Raw genomic sequence first — 18,887 nt, 5'->3', positions numbered from 1 at the left:
AAGTCCACGTAAAGGGGAAGGTCTATGACAACTGTACTTGCATTGCTTATATTCGTGGCTAGTTATGTATTGATCATGACGGAGAAATTGAACCGTGCTCTTGTGGCCATTGCCGGAGGGGTTTTGCTGCTGATGGCAAATGTGTATGAGTGGGAACAGGCTTTCGGATTCATTGATTGGGAGACAGTTGCTCTGTTGTTTTCGATGATGGTCCTTGTTTCCATCACGAAAAAAACTGGAATTTTTACGTACATGGCTATTCGGCTTGCACAGGTGGTCCGTGGCCGTCCTGTCCCGCTGTTATTCATGACGGCTCTGTTCACAGCTGTCGGGTCCGCTTTTCTGGATAATGTTACGACGGTACTTTTATTTGTTCCGGTATTATTGTCATTAGTGGACCGTTTAAAGCTGCCGGCTTTTCCATATTTAATTACGACCATCTTCAGCTCCAATATCGGGGGGACGGCAACCTTGATCGGAGATCCGCCGAATATCATGATCGGACAAGCGGTCGATCATTTCAGCTTCGTATCGTTTCTGTATCATCTGGGTCCAGTAGTATTGATCATATTCACCGTGGTCATCACCGGCATACTTCTCCTCTTCCGGAAAGGGCTTGTTTATAATAAAGCGCTGGCAGAAGAATTGATGCAGATGGATGCAAAGGAACACTTGACGATTTCCCGGTTGCTTATCCAATCCATCTCCGTGATGGTTCTTACCATAGCAGGTTTTATGCTTCATCCATTCATTCATATGGATATAACAACCATTGCTGTTTCCGGTGCCCTGCTTCTCCTCTTCCTGTCTGAAAAAGAAGTCGAGGTGGAACATGTCTTTCAAGAGGTGGAATGGGTGACTTTATTTTTCTTCATTGGACTTTTTATGCTTGTCGGAGGTCTTGAGACGGTAGGAATTATCGATGAACTGGCAAGAGGGATGGTATGGATATCCGGTGGAGACATGCCGATCACGGCGACCGTCATGTTGTGGAGTGCCGGACTGCTCTCCGGCGTTGTCGATAATATTCCTTTTGTCGCTGCCATGATCCCTGTCGTTCAGGAGCTGCAGGGATACGGGATGATGGATGTTGACCCTGTTTGGTGGTCCCTGGCGCTTGGAGCCTGCCTCGGAGGTAATGGGACCTTGGTGGGTGCTTCTGCCAATGTAGTGGTGGCAGGGCTTGCTGCCAGTCATAATCAACCGATTCCTTTTCTGAAGTTTTCTTTTTACGGGGTGCCGGTATTGTTCTTGTCGCTTATCATCTCATCCATTTATATATGGGTGCGATATTTGCTTCCATTTCTCTCATAAATTCGGGGAAATAGGTGATGTTAAGTAGAGGAGAACCTACAAGAAAGGGCGTGGATCGATGGATTTCGTCGTCGTTTCCGTTATAGGTCGAACACTGCTCACCTATTTCCTTATTCTGCTTGTCTTCCGTTTCATGGGTAAACGGGAGATTGGAGAGTTGAGTATCATGGACCTCGTCGTCTATATCATGCTTGCGGAAATCGCTGTCTTTTTAATCGAAAAGCCGGATTCCGGATTATGGCACGCCCTCGTTCCAATGGGAGTGCTGCTGTTAATTCAACTGGCAAGTGCCTGGCTTTCTTTGAAAAACCAACGCTTCCGAAACTGGTTCGATGGGAAACCCTCCATCATCATTAAGCATGGTCACGTGGATGAACATGAAATGAGACGGCAACGTTATAATTTCAATGATTTACTACTGCAGTTAAGAGAACATGGTATTCAGCAGGTGCAGGATGTTTCCTATGCTATTTTGGAACCGTCCGGAAAACTTTCCGTCTTTGAAAAGAAGAAAGATGGTACTTCCGATTACGCTGTTGTTCTCATTGCTGACGGCTTGATACAGTATAGTGGACTGAGGACGGTCCGCAAGAATAAGAGCTGGCTTTTGAACGAGGTTAAGAAGAACGGTTTTTCATCCGTCGAGGAAGTATCCTTATGTACGATCAACGATCAGGGGGAGCTTTTATTTGACAGCAACGATGCCTTTCAATAGGAATTTGTTTATAAAAAAATAACCGCGATTGCTGCGGTTATTTTTTATGGAATAATCGTTTCCATGGGATCATCTTCCACTCTTCCACGCGGAGAAGCTGGAAGAAGAATAATAAGAAAAGGTAGAAGACAGTAAGCGTTACGCCCATCGTCAAGAGTTGAGAGACCGGCTTGCTGGCATCCAGCCATGCGTGTTTCCAGGTCATTCCTGCATATCCTGTGATGCCGATTACAGCAGCAAACTTAAGGAACATGGAAACAGGGAAGGTGATGATTTTGTACTTGATTAATACAGCCATGTGCAGCAGGGTTACGACGACCACCCCTACAACGATTGCCAGCGCGACTCCGTGTATACCGAATTCAGGTCGTGAACTTAAACCGACAAGGACGACAAATTTTACGACCGAGCCTATGAGTGTGTTCCACATAGCCGGCTTGGCTAAATCAAGTGCCTGGAGAGTCGCCTGAAGGGGTGTTTGTATATAGTGCAGCAGAAAGAATGGTGCCATGAACTGCAGCATAAAAGCGGCGCTGCTTGTCCCGTAAATAGTCATGAGAATGACGGCGGGGAAGATCATAAAAATAATGGTGATGACACCACCGGAAGCAATGGAGAGTCTGATGGACTGCATGATGCGGTACTGAATCGTCTCTGTTTTTCCTTGAGCTGCAGCTTCACTGATGGACGGAACGAGAGATATAGACAAAGCATGCGTCAAAAAGGTGGGCAGGAACAATAACGGCAGCACATACCCGGTAAGCTCTCCATACTGTTTCGTTGATTCAACGGCTGCGATTCCCGCAATGGCCAGACTTTGTGCGACGAGAATGGGTTCAAAGAAATACGTCAGCGATCCAATAAATCGGCTGCCGGTTGTCGGAAGGGCAATGGTCATCAACTCATTCAACGTTTTTCGTCCCTCACCGATATGACTTTTCCATGTCTTCCTCAAACGGAACCGCTTGTGTACGTTGAATTGTCTTAGCATATAGAAAAGAGAAGCAAGTTCTCCGAGGACAGCTGATGCCATGGCCCCTGCGGCTGCAAATTGGACACCGTAAGGATAGAGCAGTTTTGTAAGAAGGACGACAGCACCTATTCGCACGACCTGTTCGATCACTTGAGACATCGCCTGAGGTTTCATATTCTGACGGCCTTGGAAGTAGCCTCTTATTACAGAGGAAACAGCGATGATTGGAATGATTGGTGTAACGACAAGCAGTGGATAGAGGGCTCTGGAATCCGTCAGAAAGTGATTGGCAATGACGGGAGCCATGATGAACAGCAGCGCTGTGAATAAGATACTGAGTGTACCTGTTACGGAGAGAGATACGGCCAGAATCCGCTTGATTTTCCGTTCATCTCCGCCTGCTTCCGCTTCTGACACCCTCTTTGAGATAGCAACGGGGAGTCCGAACTGAGTGATCGTAATGGCGAGAATGAGTGTAGGCAGTGCCATCATGTAAAGGCCCACCCCTTCCGCCCCCATGACCCTGGCTACAACGATCCGGTTAATGAAGCCAAGCAATCTCGTGATTAGTCCTGCAGCTACGAGAATGAGAGCTCCATGAAGAAAAGTTTGTTTAGACATAACATTGATCCGCCTTCTCAAAGTATTGAATTTCCGCTACAATGAAGTATATGCGTATGGTTGGACAAGCCATGACAATAGATTAAATAGCGGAGAGAGGCGAATGGATATGGATCAAATGAAAACGGTCGGAGAATGGAGAAGGCGCGTGTCTCCGGTGTTGCAGAGCAAAGTGGAAGAACTGCATTTGTTAGGCTATGAACAAGCGACAAAGGAAGAAGTTTGGAACTGCTTGATCAAGAAGGTCTGGAACGGAGAACCGGAGAAGAGGCTTCATGAAATCGTTCAGGACATCTTTCGCCTCTCGAGTCATACATACACCGGTTATTTGACGGCTGAAGCATACGAAAGCGACGACCTGCTTGCTTCGATCGAAGCCTTGGAAGGTTCCTGAAACGCTCTCCGGTACAGTTGCCATTTTTAAAAAAAGTAGTAGAATGGAGAACGAGTGATTCTAATTTGTCAGATTTTGATACATAATACATAACAAGTGGTTCAACAACCGCCTGTGTGAAACAGAATAGAAGGAGCGGTATATATGGTGAAAAGAGGGCGGATCGTCGCCTTTTTCCTTGTGGTCTTGTTGATAGCGGCTGCAATCGGGACGACCATCACGGGAATTACAAAAGACATAAAACTCGGACTGGATCTTCAAGGAGGATTCGAAATCTTATACGATGTCGAACCGTTGAACGAAGACCAGGAAGTCAATGATCAAGTGTTGGAAGCGACTGCTGAGTCATTGAACCAGCGTGTCAATACACTAGGTATCAGTGAGACGAATATCTCCATTGAAGACGGAGGAAGGATTCGTGTTCAACTTGCAGGTGTAGAAGACCAACAAACGGCTCGGGAGCTTTTATCGACATCCGCGCAGCTCTCTATGAGAGGCACGGACGGGAAAGAATACTTAAACGGTTCGGACTTGGTGGAAGGAAGCGCTCAGCAGACCTTCAATCCGGATACAAACGAGCCGGTTGTCACGTTGAAAGTGAAAGATGCTTCTAAATTCTATGATGTATCCAAGGAGATTTATGAAACACCGGACGATCCGGAAACGCCTTATCCGGATGATTTATTAGTCATCTGGCTTGATTACAATGAGGATACATCCTTTGCAGAGGAGTATGGGAAAGAGGATCCTGGTTATATTTCTGCTCCGTCGTTCAGACAGAATGGTCCGATCCGAAGTAACTCCATCATGATCAGCGGTGATTTCACTGTTGAGTCGGCTAAACAGCTGGCGGATGTTCTCAATGCGGGATCCCTTCCGGTTAACTTGGAAGAGACGTACTCGACTTCTGTAGGTGCTCAATTCGGGGAACAAGCCATGAACAAAACGATCCTTGCCGGATTTATAGGAGTAGCTGTTATCTTCTTGTTCATGATCGCTTATTACCGGTTCCCGGGTGTCATCGCTACGATTACATTGACGACTTACATTTATTTAATTCTGCTTGTGTTCGAATGGATGAATGGTGTCCTGACCTTACCGGGTATCGCTGCCCTGATTCTCGGGGTGGGAATGGCTGTCGATGCCAATATCATCACATATGAACGGATTAAAGAAGAATTGAAATCAGGTAAATCACTCATGTCTGCCTACAAAGCAGGAAATAAACGATCGCTTTCCACAATATTGGATGCCAACATCACTACCTTGATTGCTGCAGCAGTATTGTTCATTTTCGGTACAAGTTCCGTCAAAGGGTTTGCGACGATGCTGATTGTAAGTATCCTTGTCAGCTTCATCACTGCAGTTTACGGTACACGCCTGTTCATGGGGCTCTGGGTGAAGAGCAGATTCCTGAACAAGCGACCGAAATGGTTTGGGGTAAAGCCTGAGGATATTCAAAATATTGAGGATGGACAGGAAGTTGAAGCAACGTTCGCCAAACGTCAATTTGACTTCGTGGGTCTAAGAAAACGGTTCTTTGCAGTTTCTATTGCCCTGGTAGTAGCGGGAATCATAGCCATCGCGATCTTCCGCTTGAATCTGGGGATTGACTTCACGAGCGGTTCGCGGGTTTCCATCCTTGCTGACGAGAATGTCTCTTCAGAACAGATCGAACAGACAATGGAAGATGAATTCGATCTGTCACCGAAAAAAGTCGTTATTTCCGGAGATAATAACGAAATAGCTGTAGCTCGTTTCGATAAGGAACTAAGCAAAGACAAGGTGTCTGAGATTCAGGCCTACTATGAAGAAGAATACGGGAACACACCGAACGTCAGCACGGTGTCTCCTGTTGTCGGACAGGAGCTTGCGAAGAATGCGGCACTTGCTGTGTTATATGCATCCATCGGGATTATCATTTACGTGACTATCCGATTTGAAATTTTCTTCGCCCTCACAGCAATCATTGCTTTGCTGCATGATGCATTCTTCATCATCGCTTTGTTCAGTATCACAAGGCTTGAATTTGACGTCACTATCATTGCGGCAATCCTGACAATTGTCGGGTATTCCGTCAACGATACAATCGTTACGTTTGACCGAATCAGAGAGAACCTGAAGCAGAAGAAAAAGGTCAAGTCCTTTAAAGAACTTGCTAAAATCGTCAACGACAGCTTGATGCAGACATTGACGAGGAGTATTAATACGGTACTTACCGTTATTTTTGCGGCTGTTATGCTCTTGTTCTTCGGTGCTTCTTCCATCACGAATTTTTCCTTTGCGCTGGTAATTGGTTTGCTCGCAGGTACGTATTCGTCCCTGTTCATTGCTTCTCAGCTGTGGCTGATATGGCGTGGACGCAACATCAAAGAAAAGCCAATTAACTACGTGAAAAAGAAAAAAGTGGATGGACCACAAGTCTAAGAATAGAGAAAGAAAAAATCCCCGCCCTGAAGGCGGGGATTTTTTCAGCTTGTTGTGATATATAGGGGGAGGAGGAGGACTTCGGGAAACAGGACGCTTTCCGCGGTGCGGCTCATCCTTTGCAGATTCTGCTTCCATATGTAAGTTTTACAGAAAGCCCGAGGAAAATCCCTGTCCCTACAGGTGAGGGTTGGACCCCTTGGTGTGGAGCGCTGATCATGGAAGGATAGCTGCAGCTTTCTGGTGATAACGGGCATTTTTGATTATTATTATAGTGTTCGGGGTATATCAATAAAGACAAAAAGAAAGGAGTGGGAATGTGAAAGGGCAAACTTACATTATCCTTGCACTTATATTCGCTTTACTCATTGCGATCTTCGCCGTGATCAACGTGGATGCCGTGCAGGTCAATTATTTATTCGGCACCGGAGAAGCACCATTGATTCTCGTTATTCTGATATCTGTACTGCTGGGTGGACTGGCAACAGCTTCTGTAGGAGCCATTCGCTATTACAGGCTCAAACGGGAAAACAAGTCGCTGCGCGCTCAACTGGATGCGCCTGCTGATGTCCATACTAATACAGATGAACCTGTCCATGATCCTGCTGTAAATGATGAGCAGGAGGAAAACTCCAAACTCACATAATCCGGTTTGCTACCCCTGGTCCGCTCTAGTATAATAGACGGGTCAGGGGTGAACTTATGATACAAAGTAAGATGAAATGGAATTTTACATATAGAGAAGCCGCGGCAACCGGTGAGGATGTACAGGGGATTACCCCCCTTACACAACAGCTGCTGGAGAAGCGCGGAATCGTCTCACCGGAAGATGTGCGGACATTTTTGAACCCATCTGTCACACAACTTCACGACCCTTTCCTGATGGATGGGATGGAGAAGGCGATCAACCGTGTAAAAGAAGCGGTTGAAAAAGGGGAGCCGATTCTTGTTTTCGGAGATTATGATGCAGACGGTGTCACGTCGACAACTCTTATGGTAGAAGCAATCCGCAAAACGGGTGCTGACTGTGATTTCTACATTCCCAACCGTTTTACGGAAGGATATGGTCCGAATAAAGAAGCCTTCCAGTTTGCGAGTGATTCCGGCTTCAAGGTAATCATTACGGTTGACACCGGCATTGCCGCTATCGAAGAGGCCGCCTTTGCAAAAGAGCTCGGCATTGACTTGATCATTACCGATCACCACGAAGTGCAGGAACGCCTGCCCGACGCCTACAGCATCATTCACCCGAAAACTTCGGCGGACTATCCGTTTCAGGAGCTGGCAGGTGTCGGCGTCGCATTTAAATTTGCCGAAGCGCTCCTGGGGCATTTTCCGACGGAATTCCTTGATTTGGTGGTCATAGGTACGATCGCCGATCTCGTCCCTCTGAAAGGGGAAAATCGTGTTCTGGCCTCCGCCGGTCTAGAAGCGATTTCCCGTTCTACTCGTCCAGGTATTCAGGCACTTAGACAGGTTTGTGGAATCGAGGGGGATATGGAGGAAGAAACCATTGGTTTTACGATTGGGCCGCGTTTGAATGCGGTCGGTCGACTTCAAGATGCGACACCGGCCGTGGACTTATTGATATCAGACAGTCTGGATGAGGCGCAGGAGATCGCCGCTTTTATCAACCAGTTGAATATAGAACGGCAGAAAATCGTCGCCTCCATCGCGAAAGAAGCGGAAGCGATGGTCAAGAATGAAAAAGGTGAAGCAGACAAGGTTATTGTCGTCGCCAAGGAAGGCTGGAACCCCGGAGTCCTGGGAATTGTAGCATCGAAACTCGTGCGTCAATTTGACCGTCCTGCCATCGTTCTTGCCATTGATCCGGAAAAGCAGCAAGCGAAAGGTTCGGCAAGAAGCATCGCTGCTTTTGATTTATTTACGAACTGCATGGAAGTCAGGGATCGATTTATTCACTTCGGTGGACATGCGCAGGCAGCGGGTATGACTCTTGAAACAGGAGAAGTGAATAACCTGCGGGAAGACCTGATCCAAAAGGCAGAAGAAAAGCTGACCGAAGAAGACTACCACCAGGTACTTGATATTGAATCTACGGTGGAAATCGAAGAAATCTCATTAAAGCAGATTGAAGAAGTGAACAGGCTGCGTCCTTTTGGTATGGGCAACCCGAAGCCGCTGTTTCACCTGAAGCATACGCCGAAGGAAATACGTTTGATTGGAAGCAAGAAAAATCATCTGAAGTTCCAGTTTCTACAAAATAAAGCCAAGGTGGACGGGATCGCTTTTCATATGGGGGATTTGTATTCGCAGATTGCTCCACATACCCCGTTGGACATCGTTGGTGAGCTCGGGATAAATGAATGGAACGGTCGGAAAAATGTGCAGGTCATGGTCAAGGATCTGGCTGTAAAGGAGCAGCAGCTTTTTGACCTGCGCGGCTCGAAACATTTGGAAAAGAGCATCGATATACCGGAAGGGGAAACATATGCGGCTATCCGTTTTCTAAAGAAGACGAAGGCCCCGTTTGACATACCTGTATACGGTTCAAACGATCTTACCGAAGAGCTTCATCTGGACGGGCTCCTGCTCCTCGATCTTCCTTCTGAAATCGATCAGTTGAAAAAGGTTTTAGAAATAGTGGATGCGCGTAAAGTGTATGTCTGTTATCAGCTTGAAGATGGCGCTTTTCTTAAGAGATGGCCGACGAGGGATCATTTCAAATGGTTTTATGGTATGCTTTTAAAACGCGGGCGTTTTGATCTTCGTAAAGAAACGGAATTGCTTGCCAACCGTAAAGGCTGGGACCGTTCCATGGTGGAATTTATTTCAGAGGTGTTTTTTGAACTGGACTTTGTTAGAATAGAGAATGGGATTATTACGGTTGAATCACAACCTTCACAGAAGGACTTGAAAGAGTCACAGCTCTATCGCAGACGCGAAGAACAACTTCAGATGGAACAAACGCTCTACTATTCCACTTATCATGAGTTGAAAGATTGGTTTGACCAATATATGAACCAAGGGTCTAAGCACGTCAAGGAGGAAGTATTTAATGGATTTTAAAGAACATATCGCAATCGTACAGGACTGGCCGAAAGAGGGAGTGCAGTTTAAGGACATCACCCCACTTATGGATAATGGTCCTGCATTCAAACAAGCGGTTGACGAAATCGTGGAATATGCCAAAGACAAGGACATCGACATCGTCGTAGGACCGGAAGCACGCGGGTTTATCGTAGGCTGTCCTGTGTCTTATGCACTCGAAATCGGTTTTGCACCGGTACGTAAAGAAGGAAAACTGCCTCGTGAAACAATCAAAGTCGATTACGGCCTCGAGTATGGTAAGGACGTATTGACTATTCATAAAGATGCGATCAAACCGGGTCAGCGTGTCTTGATTATCGATGACCTTCTTGCTACAGGAGGAACAATCGAAGCAACGATTAACCTTGTTGAGCAGCTCGGTGGAGAAGTTGCGGGATGTGCGTTCTTAATTGAACTTACTTACCTGAACGGCCGCAGCAAGCTGAAAGGCCATGATGTCTGTACGCTAATGCAATACTAATAAAAAGAAAGAGTGCCCTTGTTGGGGCGCTCTTTGTTTTACAATTAAGTAAGCTTTTCCTTTACAAAAGCCGCGCTTTTTTTGATAATGATACCAAATAGAAAATAAAGAAAGTTTTAAAGAAACTAGGGTGATGGAATGGCCAAAGATACAGTTCTAACTGCAGAAGAAGTCATAGAGCAAGCAAGTCAGTATTTGAATGAGTCAGATCTGGCATTTATTCGTCGTGCGTACGAATTCGCCGAGAAAGCCCACAGCAATCAATTCAGGAAATCCGGAGAACCTTATATTATCCACCCGATTCAGGTAGCAGGGATATTAGTTAATCTGGAAATGGATCCGGAAACTGTTGCTGGTGGGTTTCTTCACGACGTGGTGGAGGATACGGATATTACCTTGGAAGAAATCGGCGATGCATTTAACACTGAAGTGGCTATGCTGGTGGACGGAGTCACAAAGCTTGGTAAAATCAAATATAAGTCCAAGGAAGCGCAGCAGGCAGAGAATCACAGGAAGATGTTCGTCGCGATGGCGAAGGACATCCGTGTTATTCTGATCAAACTAGCCGACCGCCTTCATAATATGCGGACATTGAAGCATCTCCCTGCGGAGAAGCAGCGCAGGATCTCGAATGAGACATTGGAGATTTTTGCACCGCTTGCGCATCGCTTAGGAATTTCTACAATTAAGTGGGAGCTGGAAGACACGGCCCTCCGTTATTTGAACCCGCAGCAGTATTATCGAATCGTTCACTTGATGAAGCAAAAGCGTAATGAACGCGAACATTATATTGAGGAAGTAATTAACGAAATCCAGACGCAGTTGGATGATGTGAACATCCAAGCGGATTTAAACGGAAGACCGAAGCATTTGTACAGCATCTATAGGAAAATGGTTCTGCAGAATAAGCAGTTCAACGAAATCTATGACTTGTTAGCCGTTAGAATTACCGTAGAAAGCATTAAGGATTGCTATGCCGTCTTAGGTATCATCCATACGTGTTGGAAACCGATGCCGGGAAGGTTCAAAGATTATATCGCTATGCCTAAACCGAATTTGTACCAGTCTCTGCATACGACGGTAATTGGTCCAAAAGGTGATCCTTTGGAAGTGCAGATCCGCACACATGACATGCATGAGATAGCCGAATACGGAATTGCGGCTCACTGGGCATACAAAGAAGGCAAACAAAGTGCGGCAGAACAGTCATTTGAAGAGAAGTTGACTTGGTTCCGTGAGATTCTGGAATGGCAGAATGAAACGCATGATGCAGAAGAATTTATGGAATCTCTGAAAGTCGATCTATTTTCGGATATGGTTTATGTGTTCACACCGAAGGGAGATGTTATTGAACTCCCGTCGGGTTCTGTACCTGTTGATTTTGCCTATCGCATCCACACGGAAGTCGGCAATCAGACAATAGGGGCGAAGGTTAACGGTAAAATGGAGCCGCTTGACTATGAATTGAAAACAGGAGATATTGTCGATGTCATGACATCCAAGCATGCCTACGGCCCGTCTAAAGACTGGATTAAGCTAGCACAGACCTCCCAAGCTAAAAATAAGATTAAACAATTCTTCAAGAAACAGCAGAAGGATGAAAATATAGCTAAAGGGAAAGAGCTTGTCGATAAAGAAATCCGTAATTTCGGTATCCAGCCAAAAGACGTCTACACACAGGAGAACCTGATGCGTGTCTCTGAGAAGTTTAACTTTGCAAACGAGGAAGACATGTTCGCCGCTGTCGGTTATCAGGGAATCACAGCAGCTCAAATAGCGACACGCCTGACGGAGAAAATCAGAAAACGTCAGCAGAAGGAACAGGACCTGGAACAGACCCTTGCGGACGTTAGTACCACGGAGATTAAAACACCACCGAAAGTCGGGAAGCGTGATTCAGGCGTACGTGTGGAAGGTGTGGACAACCTCCTTGTTCGATTATCCAAGTGCTGTAACCCGGTACCCGGTGATGAAATTATCGGATATATAACGAAAGGCCGTGGTGTATCTGTGCACCGGACGGATTGTCCGAATGTGCAGACGGAAGAAGCACAGCCTAGGCTGCTTCCTGTCAAATGGGAAATGTCGGTTACCGATTCGAAACAGTATCACGTTGACCTTGAAATCTGGGGCTATGATCGCAGAGGGCTTCTAAATGAAGTGCTTCAGGCTGTCAACGAAACGAAAACGAACATAACAGCCGTTTCCGGGAAATCGGACCGCAACAAGATGGCTACGATCCATATCACCATCTTGATACAAAATACGAATCACTTAAGAAAAATTGTTGAACGGATTAAGCAGATACAGGAAGTATATACAGTGCGTCGTGTTATGCAGTAAAAGAAGATGAGGTGAATGGAGTGCGGGCAGTTATACAACGTACCTCCGGAGCTTCTGTGGAAGTGGCTGGAGAGACGATCGGACAAGTAGGACAGGGAATTGTCGTCCTCTTGGGCGTTACTCAGGAGGATACAGAGGAAGATGCCAGGTATTTGGCGAAGAAAATTCCTTATCTCCGGATTTTCGAAGATGAGAATGGGAAGATGAATCATTCATTAATGGATGTAGAGGGGAAAATGTTGTCGATTTCCCAATTTACTTTATATGGTGACTGCCGCAAAGGACGGAGACCTAATTTTATGGGTGCTGCAAAACCGGAGTTGGCAGAACCGTTATATAAAACCTTTAATGAGATGGTCACACAGGAGGGCATTCCGGTTGAGACAGGCGAATTCGGAGCAATGATGAATGTCCAGCTTACGAATGACGGGCCGGTAACCTTGATTATCGACAGTAAAGAAAGATGAGGAAAAAGCGCCGGAGCTAGATGCTCCGGCGCTTTTTTGACCTTGCTTATTTAAAATAATTGATAAGGCCTTGAGTGATTCCTTGACTTGCTTTCTCCTGGTATTGATTGGTGCGAACGGTCTGTTCTTCGCGGGCATCAGAGATGAATCCCAATTCTACCAGAACGGCAGGTTTATTATTCTCTCTAAGTACGTGGAAGTTCCCGTTCAAAATTCCCCTGTTGTTTAAACCGGTAAAATCTACGACAGAGTTTTGTACGGAGGTAGCCAGTCCCTTATCTTTTGAATGATAGTAGAACGTGTTGATTCCCCTCGCCGTTACTCCGGATGGCGCACTGTTTAAATGCAGGCTTACAAATGCATCAGCGTCGGAACGTTTTGCATAATAGGAACGGATGGATAAGGAAATATATTCATCCTTCGTCCGTGTCATTAATACTTTTGCCCCTTTACTCTCCAACTGGTTCTTCAATTTTTGAGCTGTGCTTAATGTAAGGTTTTTCTCCAAGCTGTTGTTTCTCCCAATTGCGCCGGGGTCTCTTCCGCCGTGACCAGCATCGATCATGATAGTTTTGCCGTTCAGGCTGCCGGAGGAGACTGGTGTTGCTGTTTGGCTTCCTTTACCGCTTTCTTCGACAATCCAACCGGCTACGTAGGCGGTTTTTCCGCTGTAGCTGATCTTGTACCACTGTCCTTCTTTGGAAAGAACCTGGAATTGATCCCCTTTATGAGCCCTTCCAAGAATCTTGTCATTTGTTGAAGGACCGCTGCGGATATTTGTCCCGTTATAAGACAATGTAATAGAGGTATCGGCTTTCGTACTGGAGTTGTCCTCTACTTTGTTAACCAGCCACCCTGCTACCCATCCTGTCTTTCCGTTTCCCCATTTAATATGAATCCAACGATTTTGTTCGCCTATGTATTCATATGTCTGACCTCTTTGAATCTGGGTTAACACTTTTCCTTGCAGGGAGCCCTGACTCCTTACGTTCAAAACGTCCGTGCCGACCTTCACTTTTCCTTTGACAGTTTGGTCGGAGCTGTTTGAACCAGTCGTGCTTGAGGACTCTTTCTTAACGGATTTGGTCGTCAGGTAATCGCTGTGGACCCATCCTTTGATTCCACTGTGAGTGATAAGGACCCATTTTCCGGTCTTATCCTGTGCCTGTACCTGATCCCCCTTCATCAAGTGACCTTTGATCGTTCCGTTTAAACCTGCATCGGAACGTATCCTCAAGTAGTCATACTTGGTGGTGTAGACGGTACCTCCGGGAGAAGCACTATCCGTTTTCACTTTTGTGAGCCATGCTGCGACCCATCCTGTTTTGCCATTCCATTTGATCTTCAACCAATCGCCTTTTTTATCGACGATGGTGTAGGATTCATTGGTATGGACTTTTCCTATGGAATCATGGTTGGTTCCAGGTCCGGATCGTACATTCATATTATCCGTTTGAATGACGGCCTGATCTGCAAAGACAGTTTCATTTCCCTGAAATAGGGCCGCTGTCAGGATAACAACCATGACAAATAGCCATTTCTTCAAATACTTACACCTCCTGTTAAAAGTATACATCACACATTATTCGACAGTGAATTGGATTATCCTTCCGTCTTTCGATAGATTTAAACAAATTATTTGCCACAGATAACTTGACATTGGAATGAAGGAAACTATATGATAGTAATCAATTCAAAAGCGAATCGTAAAACCATTGAGGAAAAGAGTAACCCTTTCCCATGCGGACAGAGAAGGTGTTCCCTAGGCTGAAAGAACACCCCCCGTTATGATCGGATGAAAGACGTTTCCTAGGTGCTGTATCGAAAGACCAAGTAGGTACAGACGTACACAGGCGTTAACTGTTTTGAGTGGAAGCTTCATGCTTCAATCAGGGTGGCAACGCGGGTAGTAACCCGTCCCTTTTTCCTATATCGGAAAAAGGGACGGGTTTTTTAATGGTTAAAAATGGTTTGTAACGTATGAAGGAGGAATTTTTATGGCTATCAATGCCCCACGAGGCACCCAGGATATTTTGCCTGGTGTCGTAGAAAAATGGCAGTTTGTTGAACAACAGCTGACAGAACTATGCAGACGCTTTAATTATAAAGAAATCCGGACACCTATTTTCGAACACACGGAGTTGTTTCAAAGAGGTGTCGGGGACAGCACGGATATCGTACAGAAAGAAATGTACACCTTCCAGGACAGAGGCGACAGGAGTATCACACTGAGACCGGAAGGGACAGCCTCCGTCGTGCGTTCCTTCGTCCAGAACAAAGTGTACGGTCTTCCGAACCAGCCGACGAAATACTTCTATATGGGACCGATGTTCCGTTATGAGCGTCCGCAGCAGGGGAGACAGCGTCAATTCGTTCAGTTCGGCATTGAAGCACTCGGCTCTGACGACCCGGCCATAGATGCAGAAGTCCTTTCCCTTGCTTTGAACTCCTATAAGACGCTTGGCTTGAAGTCGTTGAAACTCGTCTTGAACAGTCTCGGAGATAAAGAAAGCAGAGAAGCTCACAGACAAGCACTGGTGGAGCACTTCGAACCTCACAAAGAAGAACTATGTTCGGATTGCCAACTTCGGTTAGATCAGAATCCTCTCCGCGTATTGGACTGCAAAAAGGACAGAGATCATCCGGCAATGGCCACGGCACCATCCATCCTGGATTATTTAAACGATTATTCGAAAGATTATTTCCAACGTGTTAAAGGACACCTGGATACTATGGGGATTGAATATGTGATCGATCCGAATCTTGTTCGTGGTCTTGATTATTATAATCATACAGCCTTTGAAATCATGAGTGAGGCTGACGGTTTCGGTGCGATCACCACCCTCAGTGGAGGAGGCCGTTACACGGGACTTGTTCAGGAAGTAGGAGGTCCTGAAACTTCCGGAATCGGTTTTGCTATGAGTATCGAGCGCCTTCTTATGGCGTTGGATGCAGAAGGGGTGGAACTTCCGGTGGAGCAGGGGATGGATTGCTTCGTTGTCGCTATGGGAGAAGAGGCCGAAAAGGAATCCGTTCGAATTACGAATGAGCTGCGCTTGAACGGTATACAGGCGGACAAAGATTATCTAGGGAAGAAAATGAAAGGGCAGTTTAAAGCTGCCGATCGTCTTGGGAGCCGTTATGTATTAGTCATCGGTGATCAGGAGCTGGAAAAGCAAGTCATCAATGTGAAAGACATGGAGACCGGCGAGCAGAAAGAAATAGCGCTTGAGGAAGTCGTCCGTTATATGCAATCCAAACTGGCTGGAGGGAAATGACATGGAAAGAACGAATGGCGGTAAATTAAGGAAAGATCATATAGGTCAGGAAGTTACGTTAAAAGGATGGGTACAGAAACGAAGAGATTTAGGTGGATTGATTTTCATCGATCTCCGCGACAGGTCCGGTATCGTTCAAGTCGTCTTCAATCCGGCAACTTCAGAGAGGGCGCTGAAGACGGCAGAAGAAGTACGCAGTGAATTCGTCCTGGAAGTGAAAGGACAGGTCGTCGCCCGTGAGTCAGCAACCGTCAATAAAAATCTTGGAACCGGAGAAGTGGAAGTGGCGGTTCAAGAGGTCAACATTTTAAATAAAGCGAAAACCCCACCGTTCATGATTGAAGATGAAACGGATGTATCGGAAGATCTTCGCTTGAAATACCGCTACTTAGATCTTCGTCGTAAGGAAATGCAGGATACTTTCCGTCTTCGTTCTCAGACAACGAATGCTATCCGGAACTTCCTGGACGGGGAAGAGTTCCTGGATATGGAAACGCCGATGTTGACGAAGAGTACACCGGAAGGAGCACGTGATTATCTCGTTCCAAGTCGTGTTCATGAAGGGCAGTTTTATGCGCTGCCTCAATCTCCACAGCTGTTTAAACAGATGCTGATGATGGCTGGTTTTGAAAAGTATTATCAGATTGCCCGCTGTTTCCGTGATGAAGACTTAAGAGCGGACCGCCAGCCCGAATTCACCCAAGTCGATATCGAAACTTCGTTCATGTCCAAAGATGAAATCATGAGTATGACAGAGCGCATGATGAAGCACGTCATGAAAGAAGTAAAGGGATTGGATATAGAGACGCCTTTCCTGCGCATGCCGTTTGATGAAGCAATGGAGCGCTTTGGTTCCGACAAGCCGGATACACGTTTCGGCCTGGAGCTGGTCAATATCTCTGAACTTGTGAAAGATTCCGGTTTCAAAGTATTCAGTAGTGCTGTAGCTTCCGGAGGACAAGTCAGCGCAATCAATGTGAAAGGAAAGGCGGACGATTTCTCCCGCAAGGACATTGATAAGTTGACAGAGGACGTCAAAGTATACGGCGCTAAAGGGCTTGCTTGGTTAAAAGTGAAAGAAGGTGCGTTCAACGGGCCGATTGCCAAATTCTTTGGTGATGAGGAAGCAGATGCCCTAAGCGCAGCGCTGGAAGCAGAAGAAGGAGATCTTCTTTTGTTCGTAGCGGACAAAACATCGGTTGTTCAAGACAGCCTCGGTGCGCTCCGCTTGAAATTGGGACGTTCCTTGAACTTAATTGATGAAAGCAAGTTCCACTTCCTTTGGGTAACAGATTGGCCGCTGTTCGAGTACGATGAAGAGGATGGTCGTTACTATGCAGCCCATCACCCGTTCACGATGCCTGAAAACGGAGACGTGGATCGATTGCAGGGGCATCCGCAGGACGTCAAAGCGGAAGCATATGATATCGTACTGAACGGATACGAACTAGGCGGCGGCTCCCTTCGTATTTATCAGAAGGAAATGCAGGAAAAAATGTTTGAAGTACTAGGGTTCACGAAAGAAGAAGCGGATGAACAGTTCGGATTCCTTATGGAAGCCTTAGAGTACGGGACTCCTCCACACGGGGGAATCGCTTTTGGATTGGACAGACTCATCATGCTTCTTGCCGGACGCACCAATCTCCGTGACACGATTCTATTCCCTAAAACGGCATCTGCTCAAGATCCATTGACAGATGCACCAGGGGTAGTAAGCACCCAGCAATTGGAAGAACTTCATCTGCAGCTGAAAGAATCCGGCTCGGATAAATGAGCTGAGTAAAACTGTTTCTTCCTTCTTGCTTAGCTAATGGATATATGCTAAGATAACATTACAATTAAAGAGATCAATCCTGATGTGTACGTTGCTCTAATGTACGTTTTGACCTAACATTTTTGAATCGGGAGCCTGGCGTTTCCACATGGAATGCAAGCCTCATAACCATCACTGATGGGAGGACGCAAGAAATGTGGAGCAGGGCACCCACCTGCCAGGAGCAGGTTCAAAACTCATGATGCGACGGCACGATTGGGATTGATTTTTTTATTGTGTTATAGGATTTACGAGAGAATTTTTACATAATAAAAAGGCTTCGGGCATTTAAATGCTCGGAGCCTTTTTTATTATCCTAGCGGGCTACATTCTCCAGATTTCCATTCTTCTCCATTCGGAACTGCGGTTTGAAAGTAGCATCCTGCTCGTCGAATAGAACCATTTTTCTTGCGCGGTCCATGATCTGTATCAATGCCTGGTAATCCTCTGACATCGATTCTAGTTGACGTGACAGTTGATTGTTCCGTTCCATCAATTCTTCGTTCTGTGCCTCCAATTGATTCAACTGTTGTTGAACTGGTCCGGAAGCGGACGTTTCTTTTTGAAGAGTATCCAGGAAACGGATAACATCTGTTAGGTTAAGGTCGTCTTTACGTGGGCCGGGAATCGCTTGTTCCAGCGGTTCTGTATAGGTGTAGGCATGGTGTTCGGCCACTTCTTTCTCTTCCGGAACAGAACGGGAAGGCTGCGGGTATTCCACTTGCTGCTTCGCTTCATTCCGTTTCTTTTCTTTCCGCTGTTTCTTCGCTAGTTCTACTGCTTGTTCATACTTTTGGCGTACTTCTGCATTCCAACGGAAACCACAGGCGGCAGACGTACGGTTTAAAAGGTCGCCGACTTCATCAAAGGCACGTAACTGAGTGCTTCCTTCACGGATATGACGAAGCACCGTTTCTGCTAATAATAAATCATCTTCATGAGACCAGGCATCCTGCCTTACTTTAGGCATCTACACCACTCCTAACTTTATCGGTAAGCTGATAGTTTGT

14 protein-coding genes, 1 other RNA gene and 1 other annotated feature are annotated in these 18,887 nt (G+C 46.1%); of the genes, 12 read left to right on the top strand and 3 right to left on the bottom strand.

Features of this window, described 5'->3' with window-relative positions; translation table 11 throughout:
- Positions 1-24: 24 nt before the first annotated feature.
- Together QRD89_RS12340 and QRD89_RS12335 are read left to right on the top strand one after the other, a co-directional pair.
- A complete protein-coding gene (locus QRD89_RS12340; RefSeq protein WP_008637978.1) occupies positions 25-1,314 on the top strand; it encodes an ArsB/NhaD family transporter in 1,290 nt (429 codons plus the stop codon).
- 58 nt (positions 1,315-1,372) lie between these two features.
- Positions 1,373-2,029, top strand: coding sequence for a DUF421 domain-containing protein (locus QRD89_RS12335; protein WP_008637979.1), 657 nt, complete (start codon positions 1,373-1,375; stop codon positions 2,027-2,029).
- A 37-nt stretch (positions 2,030-2,066) separates the two neighbouring features.
- Here the strand turns inward: QRD89_RS12335 and spoVB are convergent, their stop codons facing one another.
- Complete coding sequence (gene spoVB / locus QRD89_RS12330; RefSeq protein ID WP_286095346.1) at positions 2,067-3,623, bottom strand: stage V sporulation protein B; 1,557 nt, start codon at positions 3,621-3,623, stop codon at positions 2,067-2,069.
- Positions 3,624-3,732: 109 nt separating this feature from the next.
- Here spoVB and QRD89_RS12325 point away from each other — a divergent pair, with 109 nt between their 5' ends.
- The 7 genes from QRD89_RS12325 (at position 3,733) to dtd (ending at position 12,786) form a co-directional block, all read left to right on the top strand.
- On the top strand, positions 3,733-4,017 hold the full coding sequence (locus QRD89_RS12325) for a post-transcriptional regulator (RefSeq protein ID WP_026577171.1): 285 nt from the start codon (positions 3,733-3,735) through the stop codon (positions 4,015-4,017).
- Between the two features lie 144 nt (positions 4,018-4,161).
- Positions 4,162-6,444: a protein translocase subunit SecDF gene (gene secDF / locus QRD89_RS12320; RefSeq protein WP_286095344.1), complete on the top strand. Its 2,283-nt coding sequence runs from the start codon at positions 4,162-4,164 to the stop codon at positions 6,442-6,444.
- Positions 6,445-6,763: 319 nt separating this feature from the next.
- Entirely contained in the window at positions 6,764-7,090 is a 327-nt protein-coding gene (locus QRD89_RS12315; protein ID WP_286095343.1) for a LapA family protein, read from the top strand.
- 56 nt (positions 7,091-7,146) lie between these two features.
- Positions 7,147-9,474 (top strand): single-stranded-DNA-specific exonuclease RecJ, encoded by a 2,328-nt coding sequence (recJ, locus tag QRD89_RS12310; RefSeq protein ID WP_286095342.1) that lies wholly within the window; start codon positions 7,147-7,149, stop codon positions 9,472-9,474.
- Positions 9,464-9,976: an adenine phosphoribosyltransferase gene (locus QRD89_RS12305; protein ID WP_008639488.1), complete on the top strand. Its 513-nt coding sequence runs from the start codon at positions 9,464-9,466 to the stop codon at positions 9,974-9,976. Before recJ ends, QRD89_RS12305 begins: the two co-directional genes overlap by 11 nt.
- 138 nt (positions 9,977-10,114) lie before the next feature.
- The gene (locus QRD89_RS12300) at positions 10,115-12,319 is read left to right on the top strand and encodes a RelA/SpoT family protein (protein WP_008639490.1); all 2,205 of its coding nucleotides are present in this window, start codon (positions 10,115-10,117) and stop codon (positions 12,317-12,319) included.
- Positions 12,320-12,339: 20 nt separating this feature from the next.
- Positions 12,340-12,786 (top strand): D-aminoacyl-tRNA deacylase, encoded by a 447-nt coding sequence (dtd, locus tag QRD89_RS12295; protein WP_026577174.1) that lies wholly within the window; start codon positions 12,340-12,342, stop codon positions 12,784-12,786.
- A gap of 46 nt (positions 12,787-12,832) precedes the next feature.
- Here the strand turns inward: dtd and QRD89_RS12290 are convergent, their stop codons facing one another.
- Complete coding sequence (locus QRD89_RS12290) at positions 12,833-14,332, bottom strand: N-acetylmuramoyl-L-alanine amidase family protein (RefSeq protein ID WP_286095341.1); 1,500 nt, start codon at positions 14,330-14,332, stop codon at positions 12,833-12,835.
- Between the two features lie 160 nt (positions 14,333-14,492).
- Positions 14,493-14,711, top strand: a binding site (T-box leader).
- A 72-nt stretch (positions 14,712-14,783) separates the two neighbouring features.
- Between QRD89_RS12290 and hisS the strand changes: the two genes are divergently transcribed.
- The 3 genes from hisS (at position 14,784) to ssrS (ending at position 18,104) form a co-directional block, all read left to right on the top strand.
- Entirely contained in the window at positions 14,784-16,064 is a 1,281-nt protein-coding gene (hisS, locus tag QRD89_RS12285; protein ID WP_008639496.1) for a histidine--tRNA ligase, read from the top strand.
- 1 nt (position 16,065) lies between these two features.
- The gene (gene aspS / locus QRD89_RS12280) at positions 16,066-17,838 is read left to right on the top strand and encodes an aspartate--tRNA ligase (RefSeq protein WP_286095340.1); all 1,773 of its coding nucleotides are present in this window, start codon (positions 16,066-16,068) and stop codon (positions 17,836-17,838) included.
- A 73-nt stretch (positions 17,839-17,911) separates the two neighbouring features.
- A non-coding RNA gene (gene ssrS / locus QRD89_RS12275) (6S RNA) lies at positions 17,912-18,104 on the top strand.
- A gap of 89 nt (positions 18,105-18,193) precedes the next feature.
- On the opposite strand, the gene QRD89_RS12270 is transcribed toward ssrS, so the two are convergent.
- Entirely contained in the window at positions 18,194-18,847 is a 654-nt protein-coding gene (locus QRD89_RS12270; RefSeq protein WP_008639500.1) for an RsfA family transcriptional regulator, read from the bottom strand.
- Between the last annotated feature and the right edge of the window lie 40 nt (positions 18,848-18,887).

The organism is Halobacillus sp. ACCC02827, assembly GCF_030291935.1.
In the GTDB taxonomy this organism is placed as follows: domain Bacteria; phylum Bacillota; class Bacilli; order Bacillales; family Halobacillaceae; genus Halobacillus.
The sequence above is the reverse complement of the archived record's forward strand: the minus strand, read 5'-3'. Positions and strand labels throughout refer to the sequence as shown.